The 16,058-nt window shown below is 52.0% G+C and carries 13 protein-coding genes; 5 read left to right on the forward strand and 8 right to left on the reverse strand.

Annotated elements, in window-relative coordinates:
* Positions 1 to 5 precede the first annotated feature (5 nt).
* The 3 genes from BUB30_RS03655 (at position 6) to BUB30_RS03660 (ending at position 2,196) form a co-directional block, all read left to right on the forward strand.
* Complete coding sequence (locus BUB30_RS03655) at positions 6 to 482, forward strand: nuclear transport factor 2 family protein (RefSeq protein ID WP_073134752.1); 477 nt, start codon at positions 6 to 8, stop codon at positions 480 to 482.
* Between the two features lie 158 nt (positions 483 to 640).
* Positions 641 to 763 carry a hypothetical protein gene (locus BUB30_RS35750; protein WP_262485784.1) on the forward strand — a complete coding sequence of 41 codons (123 nt, stop codon included), beginning with the start codon at positions 641 to 643 and terminating at the stop codon, positions 761 to 763.
* A gap of 239 nt (positions 764 to 1,002) precedes the next feature.
* Positions 1,003 to 2,196, forward strand: coding sequence for an aspartate aminotransferase family protein (locus tag BUB30_RS03660; protein WP_073131148.1), 1,194 nt, complete (start codon positions 1,003 to 1,005; stop codon positions 2,194 to 2,196).
* A gap of 721 nt (positions 2,197 to 2,917) precedes the next feature.
* On the opposite strand, the gene BUB30_RS03665 is transcribed toward BUB30_RS03660, so the two are convergent.
* From BUB30_RS03665 to BUB30_RS03700, 8 genes are all read right to left on the reverse strand, one after another.
* Positions 2,918 to 3,277, reverse strand: coding sequence for a VOC family protein (locus BUB30_RS03665; protein ID WP_073131150.1), 360 nt, complete (start codon positions 3,275 to 3,277; stop codon positions 2,918 to 2,920).
* 64 nt (positions 3,278 to 3,341) lie between these two features.
* Positions 3,342 to 3,878: an ATP-dependent protease subunit HslV gene (gene hslV / locus BUB30_RS03670; RefSeq protein ID WP_073131151.1), complete on the reverse strand. Its 537-nt coding sequence runs from the start codon at positions 3,876 to 3,878 to the stop codon at positions 3,342 to 3,344.
* A gap of 66 nt (positions 3,879 to 3,944) precedes the next feature.
* Complete coding sequence (locus BUB30_RS03675) at positions 3,945 to 5,585, reverse strand: pyruvate dehydrogenase complex dihydrolipoamide acetyltransferase (RefSeq protein ID WP_073131153.1); 1,641 nt, start codon at positions 5,583 to 5,585, stop codon at positions 3,945 to 3,947.
* 91 nt (positions 5,586 to 5,676) lie between these two features.
* A complete protein-coding gene (locus BUB30_RS03680) occupies positions 5,677 to 8,661 on the reverse strand; it encodes a PD40 domain-containing protein (RefSeq protein ID WP_073131155.1) in 2,985 nt (994 codons plus the stop codon).
* A 186-nt stretch (positions 8,662 to 8,847) separates the two neighbouring features.
* On the reverse strand, positions 8,848 to 9,681 hold the full coding sequence (locus tag BUB30_RS03685; RefSeq protein ID WP_073131157.1) for a DUF4249 family protein: 834 nt from the start codon (positions 9,679 to 9,681) through the stop codon (positions 8,848 to 8,850).
* 10 nt (positions 9,682 to 9,691) lie between these two features.
* Positions 9,692 to 12,049 carry a TonB-dependent receptor gene (locus BUB30_RS03690; RefSeq protein ID WP_073134753.1) on the reverse strand — a complete coding sequence of 786 codons (2,358 nt, stop codon included), beginning with the start codon at positions 12,047 to 12,049 and terminating at the stop codon, positions 9,692 to 9,694.
* A gap of 1,053 nt (positions 12,050 to 13,102) precedes the next feature.
* Positions 13,103 to 13,273 carry a hypothetical protein gene (locus BUB30_RS35030; protein WP_178377009.1) on the reverse strand — a complete coding sequence of 57 codons (171 nt, stop codon included), beginning with the start codon at positions 13,271 to 13,273 and terminating at the stop codon, positions 13,103 to 13,105.
* Between the two features lie 29 nt (positions 13,274 to 13,302).
* Positions 13,303 to 13,596: a YtxH domain-containing protein gene (locus tag BUB30_RS03700; RefSeq protein WP_073134754.1), complete on the reverse strand. Its 294-nt coding sequence runs from the start codon at positions 13,594 to 13,596 to the stop codon at positions 13,303 to 13,305.
* A gap of 821 nt (positions 13,597 to 14,417) precedes the next feature.
* Here BUB30_RS03700 and BUB30_RS03705 point away from each other — a divergent pair.
* Both BUB30_RS03705 and BUB30_RS03710 read left to right on the forward strand, forming a co-directional pair.
* Positions 14,418 to 15,425, forward strand: a complete 1,008-nt coding sequence (locus tag BUB30_RS03705) for an amidohydrolase family protein (RefSeq protein WP_143164750.1) — start codon at positions 14,418 to 14,420, stop codon at positions 15,423 to 15,425.
* Complete coding sequence (locus tag BUB30_RS03710) at positions 15,425 to 16,042, forward strand: thioredoxin domain-containing protein (protein ID WP_073131161.1); 618 nt, start codon at positions 15,425 to 15,427, stop codon at positions 16,040 to 16,042. The genes BUB30_RS03705 and BUB30_RS03710 overlap by 1 nt, the downstream gene beginning before the upstream one ends.
* Positions 16,043 to 16,058: the final 16 nt, after the last annotated feature.

Raw genomic sequence — 16,058 nt, forward strand, 5'->3', positions numbered from 1 at the left:
GCATCTTGAAAAGTATATCCCTTTGCCTCCTCCTGCTCACCTCCGTGAACCTCCTTGCCCAGGAGACCGAAAAGGATTTGCACCAGTTCATCGACCGCTGGCATGAAGCCGCCAGCAAGGCCAATGCAGCCGTTTTCTTTGAGAGCATCGCCGACCACGGCGTATACATCGGCACCGACCCCAAGGAACGCTGGACCAAAGAACAGTTCGAAGCCTTCGCCAAGCCCTACTTCGACAAAGGCAAGGCCTGGGACTTCAAACCCTACGACCGCGACCTCCATGTAACATCTGATGAAAAAACTGCATGGTTTTCGGAACTTTTAACAACTTGGATGGGTGTCTGTCGCGGGTCTGGGGTGCTCCGGAAGACCAAACAAGGATGGAAAATAGAACAGTACCAGCTTTCGGTCACCGTGCCCAATGATATCATAAAGGATTTCATTACGCTGGTGGATGCGTATAATCAACACAATAAGCCCTGACCCCCCGTAACTCCCCTGCCACCCGCCGCCACCGTTGTATTTAAAGTATCCCTTACTTTTATGCTACCGATGTAGGATTTCAGTTGAATTTCTGCAGCAGTCCACGTCAATCCTTGCGACTTTTGAATCCACATCAGACCAACCTGCATATGGCTTACATGAGAAACATCGACTACAGAGAGGTTGCCAACGCAAGACTTTCTGCCCGGTTAAGACAAGTACTGGTACTCGCGCTGGTAGTCGTTATCGGCTTCCTCGTTTCGGTGTCGGTAGTGGTATAAGCAGGTTAGGTTAACCACGACACGGTATATCTTTAAAGATAATGGGTCGCAAGACTCACCCCGCTGTATCTCAACTCCGGCCAGCGGTAAGCCTGCTGAAGGGCAGTAGGTTCTCCTGGTCGAAGTTGAATACACACAAGATTTTGTTCATTTGTGAGAGTTAGTTAATTAGTTTCTTAGTCCCACCCCGGTGGGACTTTTTTGTTTTACCCCCTCCGCCTTTCTTCCTAGTTTTGAGGATGGACTTTAGCCAGGACATCTTCCTCAACCATCTCGCCCAGACCACCGAGGCGCCCTATCTCATTGCCGTCGAAAAAGCCGAAGGCATCTACCTGTACGCCCCCGATGGCAAGCGCTATACCGACCTCATCTCCGGCATCGGCGTGAGCAACATCGGTCACCGCCACCCCGCCGTGGTCAAGGCCATCAAGGACCAGGTGGACAAGCACCTCCACGTGATGGTCTACGGCGAGTTCATTCAGTCCACCCCAAACCAGCTGGCCGCCAAGCTGGTGAGCCTGCTCCCCGAAAGTCTGAACTGCTGCTACTTTGTAAATTCCGGCACCGAGGCCAACGAAGGTGCCCTGAAGCTGGCCAAACGCTATACAGGCCGCACAGAGATCGTCTCCTTCCGCAAGTCCTATCACGGCAGCACCCACGGCTCCATGAGCGTGTCGGGCAATGAGATCAAGAAACAAGCCTTCCGCCCCCTGTTGCCCGACGTGCGCTTTATCCATTTCAACGTGATGGACGACCTGGCTGCCATCACCGACCGCACGGCGGCAGTGATCGTGGAGACCATCCAGGGCGATGCCGGCGTCCGGATTCCATCCCAGGCCTACCTGCAAGCCCTGCGAAAGCGCTGCACCGACACCGGCGCCCTGCTCATCCTCGACGAGATCCAATGTGGCATGGGCCGCACGGGACGCCTGTTTGCCTTCGAACATTTCGGCATCGTCCCCGACATCCTCACCACCGCCAAAGCCTTTGGCGGCGGACTCCCCATCGGAGCCTTCATCGCCGACAAGAAGCTCATGCAAACCCTCACCCACAACCCCATGCTGGGCCACATCACCACCTTTGGCGGCAACCCCGTATGCTGCGCCTCAGCCCTGGCCACCCTACAGGTGATCGAGGACGAAAAACTACTGGATACCGTAGAGGAAAAGGGAAAGAAATTCGAGTCCCTGTTGCGCCACCCTGCCATCAAGGAAATCCGCCGCATCGGCCTGATGTTCGCCATCGATTTTGAATCCGCCGAACTTGTGTCGCGCATCGTGGAAGAGGCGAAGAAGTTGGGGATCATTTGTTACTGGTTCCTGAGTCACCCCTACAGCTTCCGCTTAGCTCCACCGTTAACGATCACCACCGAAGAGATCGAGGCATCTTGTGACGCGATTTTAAAGGCGATTGATAACGCTTTCGAAGAATAGATCCTGGTTGCCTAGGATGTGAGCCCCTTGATTGCCACCACACATTTGATCAACCCCACACCGAATACTGTTGTTGGTGGGACACCAACAACGGAGGCGACGTCCTCTTGATACGAGTGGTACATAACAATGCAATAAACAGTAAAAATCTCCACGACGAACAGAAGCTTGCCCTGGGATGTGATCTCGCTTGATGGCCCCAAACATCTGGCTAATCCCTCATCGCATGTTATCGGTGGACACCAACAACGGTGGTGACGCTCTTAAGTTATACGGCTCAAATACGACAACAACATAAAAATGAAAAATCATCATGGCAAACAAGTGTATTCCAGCTGCACATAAATCGAAGCACCAACCATCTAAATTTTCCCGGACCTAAAAATGTGGGCCCACGCCGTTGTTGGTGTTTTCATAACCAAAAACTTTTCAACCACCTCCTCCATTTCTTAGAGTTCCCCCACTGCTTATTCCCGTCATTTCACCAACAACATTTTTCAGCTACCATCACCCTTTCAACGATACGCCCCCTCCCCCAACCCTCCACACAACCCGTTCCCAACTGATGATGCACTCCCCCATACCAGCCGCATTCTATGTGCCCTTCCCCGCCGTTGTTGGTGTTTTCATAACCAAAATTTTTTCAGCCTCCTCCTCCACTATTAGAGTTCCCCCACTGCTTATTCCCGTCATTTCACCAACAACATCTCTCCGTTACCCATCACCCCTTTATAACCTTCATCTGCTCCGGCCGCGCATGCCGCGGCTGATAAACCCCCAACTTGCCCCCTCCCGGCAAACTCAACTCCACAAGCAACCCCCACCCTTGATCACTAACCCCACCACAAGGCACGTTCTTCCCTTTCATCTGCTGCACAAACGCTTCGATGTCATCCACCATCAGGTAGAATTCGTGAACATTGTTGTTATCGGCTGGATGAACCGCCACCTCTGCCGGTGGCAATCCGAAAATGAGCCAGCCATGGCCTACGTCGACCTGGGGAAAACCGAGTTCTTTAAAGAAGAGCTTGTCAGCTTCGGGGTCTTTGCTGTAGATGATAATGTGAGCGCCGTTGATCATATCTTTTTTATTAAAGATAGCAACTGTTCAAAGCCTGATCAATACGGGGTGTACGGCGCTCTCCTTACAACTTTTCGATCACCAAGTTGTGATTGGTATAAATACAGATATCGGCGGCAATGTTCAGACTCTCGCGCACGATCTCCTCGGCGCTCAGATGCGGCGCATGCTTCCTCAAGGCCAATGCGGCCGATTGTGCATACATCGAACCCGAACCAATAGCGGCCACCTGGTTATCTGGCTCCAACACATCACCCGTACCCGAAAGGATAAGGATCTCGTCTTTGCTTGCCGTGATGAGCATGGCTTCGAGACGGCGCAGGAAGCGATCGGTGCGCCAGTCTTTGGCAAGCTCGATCGCCGCACGCTTCATGTTGCCACCGAAGGCGCTCAGCTTTTCTTCAAAACGCTCGATGAGCGTGAAGGCATCGGCGGTGGAGCCGGCAAAACCCGCGAGGATCTTGCCGTCTTGCAGGCGGCGTATCTTCTTGACATTGCTCTTGGCGATGGTGTTACCCATGGTGGCCTGTCCGTCGCCGCCGATGGCGACTTGTCCGTTGTGCAGAACGGCGATGATGGTGGTGGCGTGCATTTTTTCCATTCCGGTAGAAACAAAAAGCCCCCGGATTTAACTCCGGGGGTGGTGATAAATTTTTTATACGATGCCTTAAATAAGAATTCTAACGGGGTCTTCCAACAGGCCTTTGAAGGTCTTGAGGAAGGCAGCTCCCACAGCTCCGTCTACAGCGCGGTGATCGCACGACAATGTCACCTTCATCACGTTGCCCGGCACGATCTGGCCGTTCTTCACGATCGGGGTTTCCTTGATGCCACCGATCGCCAGGATGCAGGCGTCGGGCGGGTTGATGATGGCCGTGAAGTCTTCCACGCCAAACATACCCAGGTTGGAAACGGTGAACGTGCTTCCCTCCCATTCGGAAGGCTGAAGTTTCTTATCATGGGCTTTTTGAGCCAATTCTTTCACTTCCACAGCAATGTGCGACAGGGACTTGTTGTCGGCAAAGCGCACAACCGGTACGAGCAAGCCGTCTTTCACAGCCACGGCTACGCCGATGTGGATGTGGCGGTTCTTGCGCATTTTGTCGCCCAACCAGCTCACGTTCACGTCGGGATGTTGACGCAACGCAGCGGCTACAGCCTTGATCACCATGTCGTTGAATGATATTTTCACAGGGCTGATCTCGTTGATGCTCTTGCGCGCTTCCACGGCCTTGTCCATGTTGATTTCCATGGTGACATAGAAGTGCGGGGCGCTGAACTTGCTCTCGGCGAGGCGGCGGGCAATGGCTTTGCGCATTTGCGATACCGGCACGTCCTCAAAGCTCTCTTGTCCAACCACTTGGGGCAGAACAACGGGAGCGGCAGCAGCCTGGCCGTTTTTAGCAGGAGCGCCGGTAGTGGCCGGTGCGGCGGCAGGCTTATAGTTTTCTACGTCGCGTTTCGTGATGCGGCCGTGGTCGCCGGAGCCTTCTATTTTGCCAATGTCGATTCCTTTATCTTTTGCCAGTTTCTTGGCCAGCGGCGATGCTTTTACGCGGCCGTTGGACGAATGGTCGGCGGTAACATCGGCCGTTTGTGCGGCGGGTTCTGCCTTCTTTTCGGCTTGCGCGGCAGCAGGAGCACCTGCACCAGCACCTTTGCCTTCGTTGGCTTTCAACAATGTCTTCCAGTCGGCGTCTTTTTCACCGATCACTGCCAGTACGCCGTTGACGGCCACTGCCTTACCGGCTTCTGCGCCAATGTACAGCAAGGTTCCTGTATTGTAGGATTCGTACTCCATGGTAGCCTTGTCGGTCTCGACTTCGGCCAGGAGCTCGCCCGTTTTTACGCTGTCGCCCACTTTCTTGTGCCAGGCGGCGATGACGCCTTCGGTCATGGTGTCGCTCATCTTGGGCATGAACACGATCTCGGCTTTGATGCCGGAAGTGTCTATGGCTGTGGCGGTTGCTGTAGCAGCGGGTGCCGTTGCAGCCGCGGCGGGAGCCTCGGTCTTGCCACCGGAAGCAGCAGCGTTGGCGGCGCCGGCCAGCAAGGCGGAATAATCTTCTCCTTTATTGCCAACAATGGCCAGCACGTCGTTCACTTTCACCGCTTGTCCTTCTTGCACACCCAGATAGAGTACCGTGCCCGAATTGAAGGATTCATAGTCCATCGTAGCCTTGTCGGTCTCGATCTCGGCCATCAACTCTCCGGATTTTACGGTATCTCCCACTTTCTTATGCCATTTGGCGACCACTCCTTCCGTCATGGTATCGCTCATTTTCGGCATTCGTATGATTTCTGCCATTGTCGATTGTAGATTTTTAAAAAATTCGTCTAAAAAGGTTCTGCCTTTTGAAAGGTCCAAAAATAGACACTAAAACATCGATTTTCAACTATTAGAAACCGATATTCCCGATCAAAAATTCAACCAGCACACCGCTGTTTTCGAACTTGTTGGCGGTGCGGTAGGTGGTGCGGAACCCGGCCTCGAACTTGGGCAAGAAGCGCATAATGTTGAAATCAAACGTTGTCTCGACGCCCACGGACTGGTAGGTAGCGTCGGTGGTGCTGTAATACACAATGTTACTGTTGGGTTTATAATAGTATTGTCGGCCCTGTCCCTGGCCAAAGTCATAGAAGAAATTGGCCTTGATCCGTTGAATGTTCAGCAAAGGCCCGAAGGCAATGTCGGGATACCACAACGGCAAAGCATAGTTAACGGACGCCGCCCCAAAGGTTTCGTCGTTGGGGTAGCTGTAGCCGCGAGGGCGCGGAATGCGGTTGCGAAAGGCGTAAACGTCGGTTTCGATGCTCTGGTAACTCTTTTGATACCCCACGCGTCCGTATAAGAAATGGTGCTTAGCCAGACCAGGGAAATATAAAGTGGACCGCACGGCAAACAGGTTTCCATAAAAATCTCCGCCGAAAGGCGTGCTATACCAATCGACATCGAGCGTCTGCCCCCACCGGTAAAGAAAATCGCGCTGGCTGCGTTTCAGGACATTGGTAAACGAAAGGTTGAACCGGTTGTAATACATCGTTCCGTTATTCAACTGGTCCTTGTACAGGAAAACCAACGAGTCAGACACAGGGGTGATGCGGTTGGGACCTTGATAGACAATGGTGTTGTCGCGCGATACGGTGTTGACAAAGTTCGTGGTCTTGGTAAAGCCGGCGGCATTGCCCACAGTCAACGTGCGACTGTATTTGGAGCGGGTGAGCAGGAACGGCAAGCGCAGCCCCACCTCTGCCCCGGTTTCATTCCATGTAAACTTCTGCTTATTATTAAAGTCCGTCTTTTCCTCCTTGCGGCTTCCTGTCGTAGCATTCACATCGATGATCGGATACAACCCCTGATAGCTCACACCCGTATTCCAGTACGACGTCTTTTCATTGATGTCGTAGAGGTATCCTACATTGATCGACGTCGTGCTCAGGATATCGCTCGACACAATGCCCGCATTGATCTGGGCCAGGTTGTTGGTCACAAACGGTCCCCAGCTATAGGGGTTGATGATGCCTTTCAGTTTGGAATACTTTTTTACAGGGAGCTGTGTCTGCGGGATGGTGTCCAGCAATCCGCCATGATGCTCCTGGTCGGCCAATGCCTGGTACAGCGGCTTCACGGCGGGTGGTGCCTGCATGCTGTACGGTTTCCATGAAGCCGGATCGAACGGTGCTTTCACCACATCCAATCCATCGCGGTTTTGATCGCTGTAATACAGTGTCTTTCCATCCGCCGAAACGGAAGGGTTATACGCCGCGTACTTGCTGGACGTTACCTGGTAGCGCATTTTCGTTTCGATGTCGAGCGCATAGATATTGTCGATGCCGCTCACGGGCGAGTTGAACAACACATACTTGCCTTGCATCACGGGCGAGCCCACATTTTCGCGGCTCATGGGCAACAGGTCGGTGCCGGTGCCGCTCGCGGGGTCGATCAGGGAGATGGTCTTCCCCGCAGCTGTATTTTTCAAGACCACAATGCTTCGGCCATCGGCCGACCACCGCGGCATGGCGAAGAAATAGTTCTCGGGATTGTCCAGGGTTTTCATGACGCGGCCCGACGCCACATCAAGAAGCACGATGGAATTTTTATAGTCGTTATCGGAGCGTATCGCCACCACGGTTTGACCATCCGGCGAAATCGCCGCCCCACTCAGGCGTTCGTGCTGTCCCGCGAGCACGCGGCGCTGGCCGATGGCGCGGTCATAAATTTTTATAAGCGAATAGTTCCGTACGCCCCAGCGGGGATCATAGCCATATTCACTCCAAACGATCTTGCCATGGGCCGCCGATAACATACCGGCATCATTGATGAAGCCCGGCACAAAAATGCGTTCCTCGTGACCGTCCTTCAGCAACACAAACTCTTCAATGTTGCCGATGCCCCGCTTCATAGCGATGACGCCATCGTCGCCTGCCGCTTGCGGATAAAGAAAGTCGGTATAAGCCTGGGATGTCCGGGGATTTATTTTCTCGAAGGGCGTGAGCTGAAGCTGGTCGATCTGTTGCTGCCACTCCTTTTTCAGATCGGTAGCCATTTCGCGGTAAAGCTTCGTCACGTACATGCCGCTCTTGTTGTGGATGGCATTCGAGAAGGCAAACGGAATGAACGGAACATTCCACGAGCGTCCCGTGATCTTCCCCCAAATGTCAGGGTCGTTCGTGCGGCGCCGCAGATAGCTGATCATGTGATAGCCCAGCACATAGTGGTTCGGGATATTGTTCTTATACGATCGCAGGTATTGCTTGTGATAGTTGAAGGTGCGTCCCTCCATCAGGTTGGTCTTGAACACCAGCCCGAAGTTGGGAATGCGTCCCCGGCCGCTGTGCGTAAAGGCTGTTTCCGTCGCCACGGCATCGCCCTCCCAAAACCATTGGGGCGCCGCTAGCTGTGCCCAGGCGGCCAACGTGGTGTTGCCAAATAAATAATACATGGCCCGGTTGAAGCCACGGGTGGCATGCTGATACTGAACCACGTGCCGGTATTCGTGCGACATCAACAGGTTGAGCCAGTCGTTGGTGCCCAGAAAATTGTAGTCCTGGGGTGGCAGCGTAAAGAATTCCGAATGTCGTGGCAGGATGGTCACGAAGCCATTGGAGACCGACGATTGGTTTTGCAACACAATGGAGATCTTGCGCGGCGAAGAACCCATGCTTTTCGCCTCCGGTTCATGTATGCGCTCCAGCGTGTTGGCCACCCGCTGCGCTTGCTCGTCAAAACCTATGGGGTACAGCACCCGGAAATGTGCCGTGTTCACCTGCCGCCATTTGATGCTGGTGGGGTTGGTCTCCAGTACCGCGGGGGGCGTTGTGTATTGCCCATAAAGTTGGCCGCAGCCACACGCTATAAAAAGGGAAAGCAGAATTCTCTTCATCGGTTCTTGTTTTTACAACTTACTGCGAAGGACCTCACACCGCGCACCAAGCTCTTTAAGGTTTCGTTAAGCTTTCGCATAACCCTGCGCCCAAATTACTACAATAACGCTTTGACGCAAAATAAGAAAGCTCCACCCCCTTTAACGGGATGAAGCTTTCTACCTTATCTGAAATGAGACGAACGCCTACTCTTCCACGACAATCGAGGCGGAGTTTATGGCACTGGCCTGGAAGAACCCTAAGGCACCGTTGCTGAGGTTGGTGCGCGAGTTGGCCGGGGGTTGGTTGAACATCCCGCCGTCGTTGTTGAGGAGCTTTTGAAGATCGTCATAGAAAACATACCCCGTGCGGCTCAGGCTGTAGGCCTCGATGGTGGCCTTGTCGCCAGGCGCGTAGAAGATGGGGGTGGATATGCCGTTGATGCTTTCACCCAGGGCTTCGTCGTCGGTGTAGTAGATGTCGGTGTCGTTATACAACTTCAGCGAATCGTTGCGATAGAATTTGAAGAGATAGTAATCCTTGCTGGGGTGGGGCTCCTTGGCATAGATGAGCACCTCGTAGAATTTGTTGTAGGTCTTGGGATCGTCCTTCTCGTCATCGTCGATCCGGTAGGCCAGCGAATCCACGGAAGTGACGGGGTACAGGTGATCGTCGGCCTCGTAGATTTCGCCATCCACATCCACCCGCAGGTGGTAGTCCTTTCCGATCACACCCATAAAAGGTGTTTGCGGCAGATAGTAGCCGACGCTATCGGCTTTGTTGTTGGGGTTGTGAATGAACATCACCTCGTTGCCGTCGCTGTCTTTTACCGAAACGGTGGCATTGGTGATTTTCGGAAGGGCACCGGTCTGATAGAAGTCAACCGAACGCGAAAGCTTCACATATTGGTATCCCGCCCGGTTGGTCACTTGTCCTTCAATGATGACGCGCGACTGGCTTTCGTTCAGGTTAAGATGGATGGGTCTGTCGCACGAGACAAACACGATGGCAAAAAGGAGTACAAAAAATATATTTTTCATAGGACGAAGTCTAAAATTTGATGTTGTAGGTAACCGAAGGAAGAATAGGAAACAGGTAGATCATGCGGGCTTCTTTGGTATAGCCATCGCCGATGGTGTCGCCGTCTTTGTTCTTGGTCACGCGGGTGTAGATGGTGAACGGATTCTGGCGGTTGTAAGCATTGTACACAGCAAACACCCAGGTACCCTTGAACCGTCGACCTTCGTTCTTTCTGGGCGAATAGGTGGCCGACAGGTCAAGACGATGGAAGGCGGGCAACCGATAGCCGTTCCGACTGGTAACAATGTCGGGGTTGTAGCTCTGGAATTGGTACTTTCCTTCCGCCAGCGTGATGGGGCGGCCGGTGCTATAGCTAAAGGTGGCTCCGAACGTCCAACGGGCACTGTAGTCGTAGGCGGCCTGGATGTTCACCACATTGCGGCGGTCATAGTTGGCGGGAAATTCCTGGCCTTGGTTGACGCCGGGGATCTTGCGCATGGTTTTCGACCACGTGTAGCCTACCGATCCGGTCAGCCTGCCCTCCTTTTTGTTCAGCAACAACTCTAAGCCATACGAATAGGATTTGCCCTGGCGGAATTCGGTGGAGAGATCCTGGTTGAAGAAGATGTCGGCGTTGTCGGCAAAGTCGGTCACGTCCTTCATGCTTTTGTAATACGCTTCCGCGGAAAACTCTAACATGTTGTCTTTAAAGTTCCGGAAGTATCCCGCTGCCACCTGGTCGGCAAGCTGCGGTTTGAGGTAAGGGCTGCTGGGATTCCATGTATTGAAAGGCACCGGCACTGTACCCGCTGCGATGAGGTGGGTGTTCTGCACCATTCTATTATAAGACACTTTCACCGATTGGCCTTCGCCGAGCATATAGCGCGCAGCGGCACGAGGCTCCAGGTTCACATAGGTCTTGATATTCTGCCAGGCACCGTAGTGTAGGGTATCGGTGCGTACGGGCCGGGAGTTGTCCTGGGGATCGGTATACTCATAGATGTCCGTCGCTCCCAGGTTTTGGAAGATGGATAAACGCAGACCATAATCCAGCGTAATGCGGTCGGTCAGGCGTTGTTGGTTGCTGATGTAAATGCCGTGGTCGAGGGCATACATTTTCTGAAGGTTGACCTCTTCGAACATAGAGCCTTCGGTGTTGGGCGCGATCCTGCCCGGCGAAAATCTTCTACCGGTGATGTGGTACCCAAACGTGAGGTCGTTGTTGGTGTTGATAAAATAAGAAAGGTCGTTCTTAACACTCAGTTCCTCCAGGTTCGATGTCCACTTGAAGCCCTGCACGGGATCTTTCAACTCCAGTTTGTAATCGAAGTTGCTGACAATGATGGAAGTGTTGGAAAACAAACGTTCATTGAACAAGTGGTTCCAGCGAAAGGTAGCCGTACGGTTGCCCCACGCAAAACCAAATTGATTGCCAAAATTGAACACGTCGCGTCCACTATAGAAGGCGGCGAAAAAGCGGTTGTTGTTATTGCCCTTCCAGTTCACCTTGGCGTTCACGTCGTAAAAATGTACGAGATTGTCGTTGTTGGCCGCCCTGAGGAACAAGTCAACATACGAGCGTCGGGCCGAGACGATGAACGAAGCTTTGTCCTTCACCAACGGTCCCTCTACCATGATCCGGCTGGCCATGGTGCCGATGCCGCCCGTCACACCCAGTTTCTTGTTGTTACCGTCTTTGGTGCGCACTTCGAGGATGGACGAAAGGCGTCCGCCAAAGCGCGCGGGGATCCCGCCTTTATAGAGTTCGGAGTCTTTAATAACATCGGCGTTGAAAACCGAGAACAAGCCGAACAAGTGCGAAGGGTCATAGATCGGCGCTTCATCGATCAGGATCAGGTTCTGGTCGGCGCTACCACCGCGCACATAAAAGCTCGAGGTACCTTCGCCGGCGGTGATCACACCGGGCAACATCTGGATGTTTTTGATAATGTCTACTTCGCCAAACAGGGCGGGCAATTTGCGCACGCGGTTCATGTCCAGCGTGTTCTTGCTCATTTGCAACGACACCACATTCTCGTCCACACGCTTGTCGGTGACGGTGACCTCCTGCATCACGGTGGTCTCGCTCAACATGTCCACATTGCGTTCCACATCACCCTGCAGATCGACGGTGACGGTTTGGACGGCATAGCCCACATAGCTGAATTGAATTTCGTAGGTACCTTTGGGAAGGGTCAGGGAATAAAAACCGTAAGGGTTGGTCACGGTGCCTGCGCTCATTTTCGGGATGTAGACCGTAACACCGATAAGTTCCTCACCATTAGAGACATCGCGTACATAACCATTGAGGGTAACTTTTTCCTGGCCGAGGGCCACAACGCTGATGAGAAAGAAAACGGCAAAACTTAAACTAAAACTTCTGATCATTGGGTAATTGGGTTGGTTTTGTGTTTCAGACAACCGACCCCTTCCTTACCCCTATCGGAAAAGAAAATAAATTGGATCGTCCCCGAAGCAGCACCTCTTCTGACGGATATGCGCACAAATAGTTACTTTTGAGGCGCATTAATTACAATCTTGTCACAAAATCACCCAAAAATTTAATGTTTCGAAAGTTAAGAGAACTTTACCGGGAGTATAAACCATATGTGCGGGTCGATCTCATTATGTATGGAGTGCTGATCCTGGCGATCATCTTATATTTTATTTTTGCAAGCGTTTTTGGATAAGATTCGTCACGTCGCGGGCACAAGCTTTCTAAAACCTACGCCAGAAATCCAAGACATCCCGAAACGAAACGTGCAAAGACTGTAGTACCACGACCCAAACTCAAATCCATCCCAGCACGAATCAACAGATCATAGACGCTCCGATAGCCACCGTCCCAATTCCCCCGCGCGCCGACCTTGATAGAGACAACATTCGTCATGGATACGTACTTGGCGGCAAAACCCGCCAAACAAAAATCGAGTGGGTAGCGCTCATATAAAAAGGCCATCATCAAACCCACCCCAATCGGCCACAAATCACAAAACCACACCCCCATCACGACGTCACCCCACACCCACTTGTTGGTGTCCCACCAACAAGTATTTCCGACCCCAAACCACAAAACCACACCAAGTCATGACGCGCCCATTCAACAATATCCTCCCTCCCGAATCAACAACACATAAGAAAACACCACAAAAAAAAGAGCCGTCATCAAGGCGGAGATGACGGCTCGTAACCGAAGGGAAAATTTTTGTTGGATGCTTGAAAGCAGATTGCTCTACCTTGCACACCGCGCTTCTTCACATGCTTGAAAGATATTTTCGTATACCTTTCCCACGTTCCCTCCGAGTTTCTTTTACAAGAGAGAGTATTTAAAATCGTTTACAGGTCTTGCAGGTCCACCACCACCTAGGCGAGGGTAAGCAAAGCATAGGTCAATAACAGACCGGCAGCAATTCTTAGTAATGTTTTCATAGTCTCCGATCATTAAAAGGTTCGTAGTATCTTCATCAAATCAATGATCTCTTGCCGGCTCTTCCCGACACGACGTTCCAGTTCTTCATCCTTTTTTGCATTGACACTGACCTGCGTGGCCGGCTGTGCGGCTATTGCGCTGGACAGGGATGGCTGAAAAGCATTCTTTAACAGTCGCTTCATAAGAGAGTGCAGATTGGGAGCGTACGAACTTAGAGCTTGATGTTTTCTTTCAAAGAATCGATGGCCGTCTTGCCGTTGCCGGCATAGCGCTCTATTTTTTTATTATAGCCTTTACGCAGGCTGTCCAGGTAGTCGGTGGCCATGTCGAGAGCTTCCTGGCTGTATTTCTTTGTTTTTTTCTTCAACTGTTTGCGGGTAGCGCTTCCGCTGCTGGGGGCGACCAGCAAGCCGGTGGCCGTGCCAATGGCTGTTCCCAGCAGGAACGCGCCCACTACTTTCATGGTGGTATTGAGGGTGATTCCGTTTTGATCTATCAGTTTCATAGCAATAATGCGTTTGTTCAATACTTTCTTGCGGAGGAGAATACAAATAATGATGCCAAGGCGGTCCTTGTTTTTATAAATTACTTACACACAATAACTTACAAACGATCAAAGAAAAATTACAGGAGGTAGCGCGCGGGAAAAATTTCCACAGATTGTTGATTTATCTTTCAGAATTGCTCAAAACCTTACACACATCCGCAAACAAAAAAAGCCCCGCCGATGAAGACGAGGCTTGGTCAGTTTCTTTTATCCGGCGCATCAGTTCGCGAGCGCCGGTCCGTACGCGCCAGCTTACCGGGAGTTAGAGCGTTCGAAGGGATTCTCATCACCTTTCGGTTTTGGAAAAAGGATCTTGCTTAGTTTGTAAGCGATAATGATGAATACACCGTAGGTAAGCATCGCGCAAAAGACAATCAGGAGTGGGTTCATGGAATAGGGGTTCTTATTCGTATGCTTATGCGATAACGAAAATTGATGCCAGCGAAAAGACCACGGCCCATTATCAAATCAAAAAGTAATCTTTAACCAAAAGAAATATGCCTCCTTGCCTATGCTGGTGAGGTTTTTTGAGTGGCCACGACTTTTTTAAGGGAGGAAAGAACGGCACACCCGCCTTCGCTGAAAAACCCAATTCGAGAAAGAAGGCACCCTTTGAGCAGGGGTTTCATCCCAGTACGGGAGCATCCAACCAAGTCCAACCCTGCATAATCTTCTCGACCAACCCAGTTCAACCCAGGTGCGCCGGATCGCGACGCGCATTCTTTCCCATTTGACTACAGTCAAAATTCTTCGATATTTCGAAATTCATTAACCTTTCCATGCTGAAGATCGACAGTCACACGCACATCCTTCCGAAGAAACTACCGAACTGGAGTGACAAGTTTGGCTACGGCGATTTCATCTACGTGCAGCACCACAAACGCGGCTTTGCCAAAATGATGCGGGGCAACCAATTTTTCCGGGAAATCAAAGAGAACGCCTGGAATCCGGAACTGCGCATCCGCGAGTATGAGAAGTTTCACACCCAGGTGCAGGTGGTCTGCACCATCCCGGTCATGTTCTCCTATTGGGCCAAGCCATTCGACGGTCTGGAGATCTCGCGCTTCCTGAACGACCACCTGGCCGAATTAATAGTGAAACATCCCAAAAACTATTTGGGCCTGGCCACCATCCCTATGCAGGACACCGAACTGGCCATCCAGGAACTGGAGCGCAGCAAAGGCATCGGCTTGAGCGGCGTGCAGATCGGTTCCAACATTAACGACCTCAACCTGAATGAAGAACGTTTCTTTCCCATCTTCGAAGCCTGCGAAAAACTCGGTATGGCCTTGCTGATCCACCCCTGGAACATCATGGGCGAAAAGAACATCCAGCGCTATTGGCTGCCCTGGCTGGTGGGCATGCCCGCCGAAACCTCGCGGGCCATTTGCTCCATGATCTTTGGCGGAATTTTTGAAAGACTCCCAAAGCTGCGCGTTAATTTTGCACATGCCGGCGGCTCGTTTTTGTCCACCCTGGGGCGGATCCAACACGGCTTCGATTGCCGTCCCGACCTGGTGGCCATCGACAACAACGTGCCCCCGAAAAACTACCTGGGCAAATTCTGGGTCGACAGCGTGACGCACGACCCGCTCATGCTCGAATACGTGCTGAAACTGCAAGGCTCCAAACGGATCACCCTGGGCTCGGACTATCCTTTCCCTTTAGGTGACCTGGAAATTGGAAAGTTCATAGAAGAAATGAAACTTGACCCCGGAATAACCGAAGACATTTTTTACCGGGCCGCATTGGAGTGGCTCGATTTGCCAAAAGAAAGATTTACCTGATGCGTTACCTCCTCCTACTCCTTCTAACCGCCCTCGCCTACCAGACCAGTTTCGCACAGAGCAAAGTGGACGAATACCTGATGCAGCAAGAGCAACTGAAAAAGACCCAGCTCCTGCGCGAACTCGACAGCGGCGTCTATTTCATGGACAACGGCGACTACGTCACAGCCGACGTCAAATTCCAATACGTGCTCGACCACATCAAGAGTGTGCCCTCCGACCTCACCTTCTTCTTTGGAAAGAATTCGTTCTTCCTTGGCAAGTACAAACAGAGCATCGACTGGCTGAACAAATACATTCAACTGAAAGGCACCAACGGCCAGTATTCCCAGGAAGCCGTGCAATGGCAGAAAAAGGCGGAAGTCGAGTATGTCAAACAAAAAACGCAAGACCCGAAAGTAGTGGGCAACATTCTGTCCACGAACTATGACATCGATTGTGGGCCCGGGGGGAAAGTTATTTGCCCCGTTTGCAAGGGCGAACACGTGGTGGTGAAAAAGGCCGCCTTTGGCAACACCTATAAGACGTGTGCCTACTGCGACGAGCATGGGTTGCTCACTTGCGTGGAGTACAACCAATTACTCCGCGGACAACTCAAGCCCAAAAACGCCGAGTAAAACCGCATTTTCCGCT

It is taken from the genome of Chryseolinea serpens, from assembly GCF_900129725.1.
GTDB classification, from domain to species: Bacteria; Bacteroidota; Bacteroidia; order Cytophagales; family Cyclobacteriaceae; genus Chryseolinea; species Chryseolinea serpens.

What these genes read in the sequence shown, in the direction of transcription:
- BUB30_RS35750 (WP_262485784.1), top strand. Translation starts at nt 641, where the DNA reads ATGAGAAACATCGACTACAGAGAGGTTGCCAACGCAAGACTTTCTGCC.
- BUB30_RS03660 (WP_073131148.1), top strand. Translation starts at nt 1,003, where the DNA reads ATGGACTTTAGCCAGGACATCTTCCTCAACCATCTCGCCCAGACCACC.
- BUB30_RS03665 (WP_073131150.1), bottom strand. Translation starts at nt 3,277, where the DNA reads ATGATCAACGGCGCTCACATTATCATCTACAGCAAAGACCCCGAAGCT.
- hslV (WP_073131151.1), bottom strand. Translation starts at nt 3,878, where the DNA reads ATGGAAAAAATGCACGCCACCACCATCATCGCCGTTCTGCACAACGGA.
- BUB30_RS03675 (WP_073131153.1), bottom strand. Translation starts at nt 5,585, where the DNA reads ATGGCAGAAATCATACGAATGCCGAAAATGAGCGATACCATGACGGAA.
- BUB30_RS03680 (WP_073131155.1), bottom strand. Translation starts at nt 8,661, where the DNA reads ATGAAGAGAATTCTGCTTTCCCTTTTTATAGCGTGTGGCTGCGGCCAA.
- BUB30_RS03685 (WP_073131157.1), bottom strand. Translation starts at nt 9,681, where the DNA reads ATGAAAAATATATTTTTTGTACTCCTTTTTGCCATCGTGTTTGTCTCG.
- BUB30_RS03690 (WP_073134753.1), bottom strand. Translation starts at nt 12,049, where the DNA reads ATGATCAGAAGTTTTAGTTTAAGTTTTGCCGTTTTCTTTCTCATCAGC.
- BUB30_RS35030 (WP_178377009.1), bottom strand. Translation starts at nt 13,273, where the DNA reads ATGAAGCGACTGTTAAAGAATGCTTTTCAGCCATCCCTGTCCAGCGCA.
- BUB30_RS03700 (WP_073134754.1), bottom strand. Translation starts at nt 13,596, where the DNA reads ATGAAACTGATAGATCAAAACGGAATCACCCTCAATACCACCATGAAA.
- BUB30_RS03705 (WP_143164750.1), top strand. Translation starts at nt 14,418, where the DNA reads ATGCTGAAGATCGACAGTCACACGCACATCCTTCCGAAGAAACTACCG.
- BUB30_RS03710 (WP_073131161.1), top strand. Translation starts at nt 15,425, where the DNA reads ATGCGTTACCTCCTCCTACTCCTTCTAACCGCCCTCGCCTACCAGACC.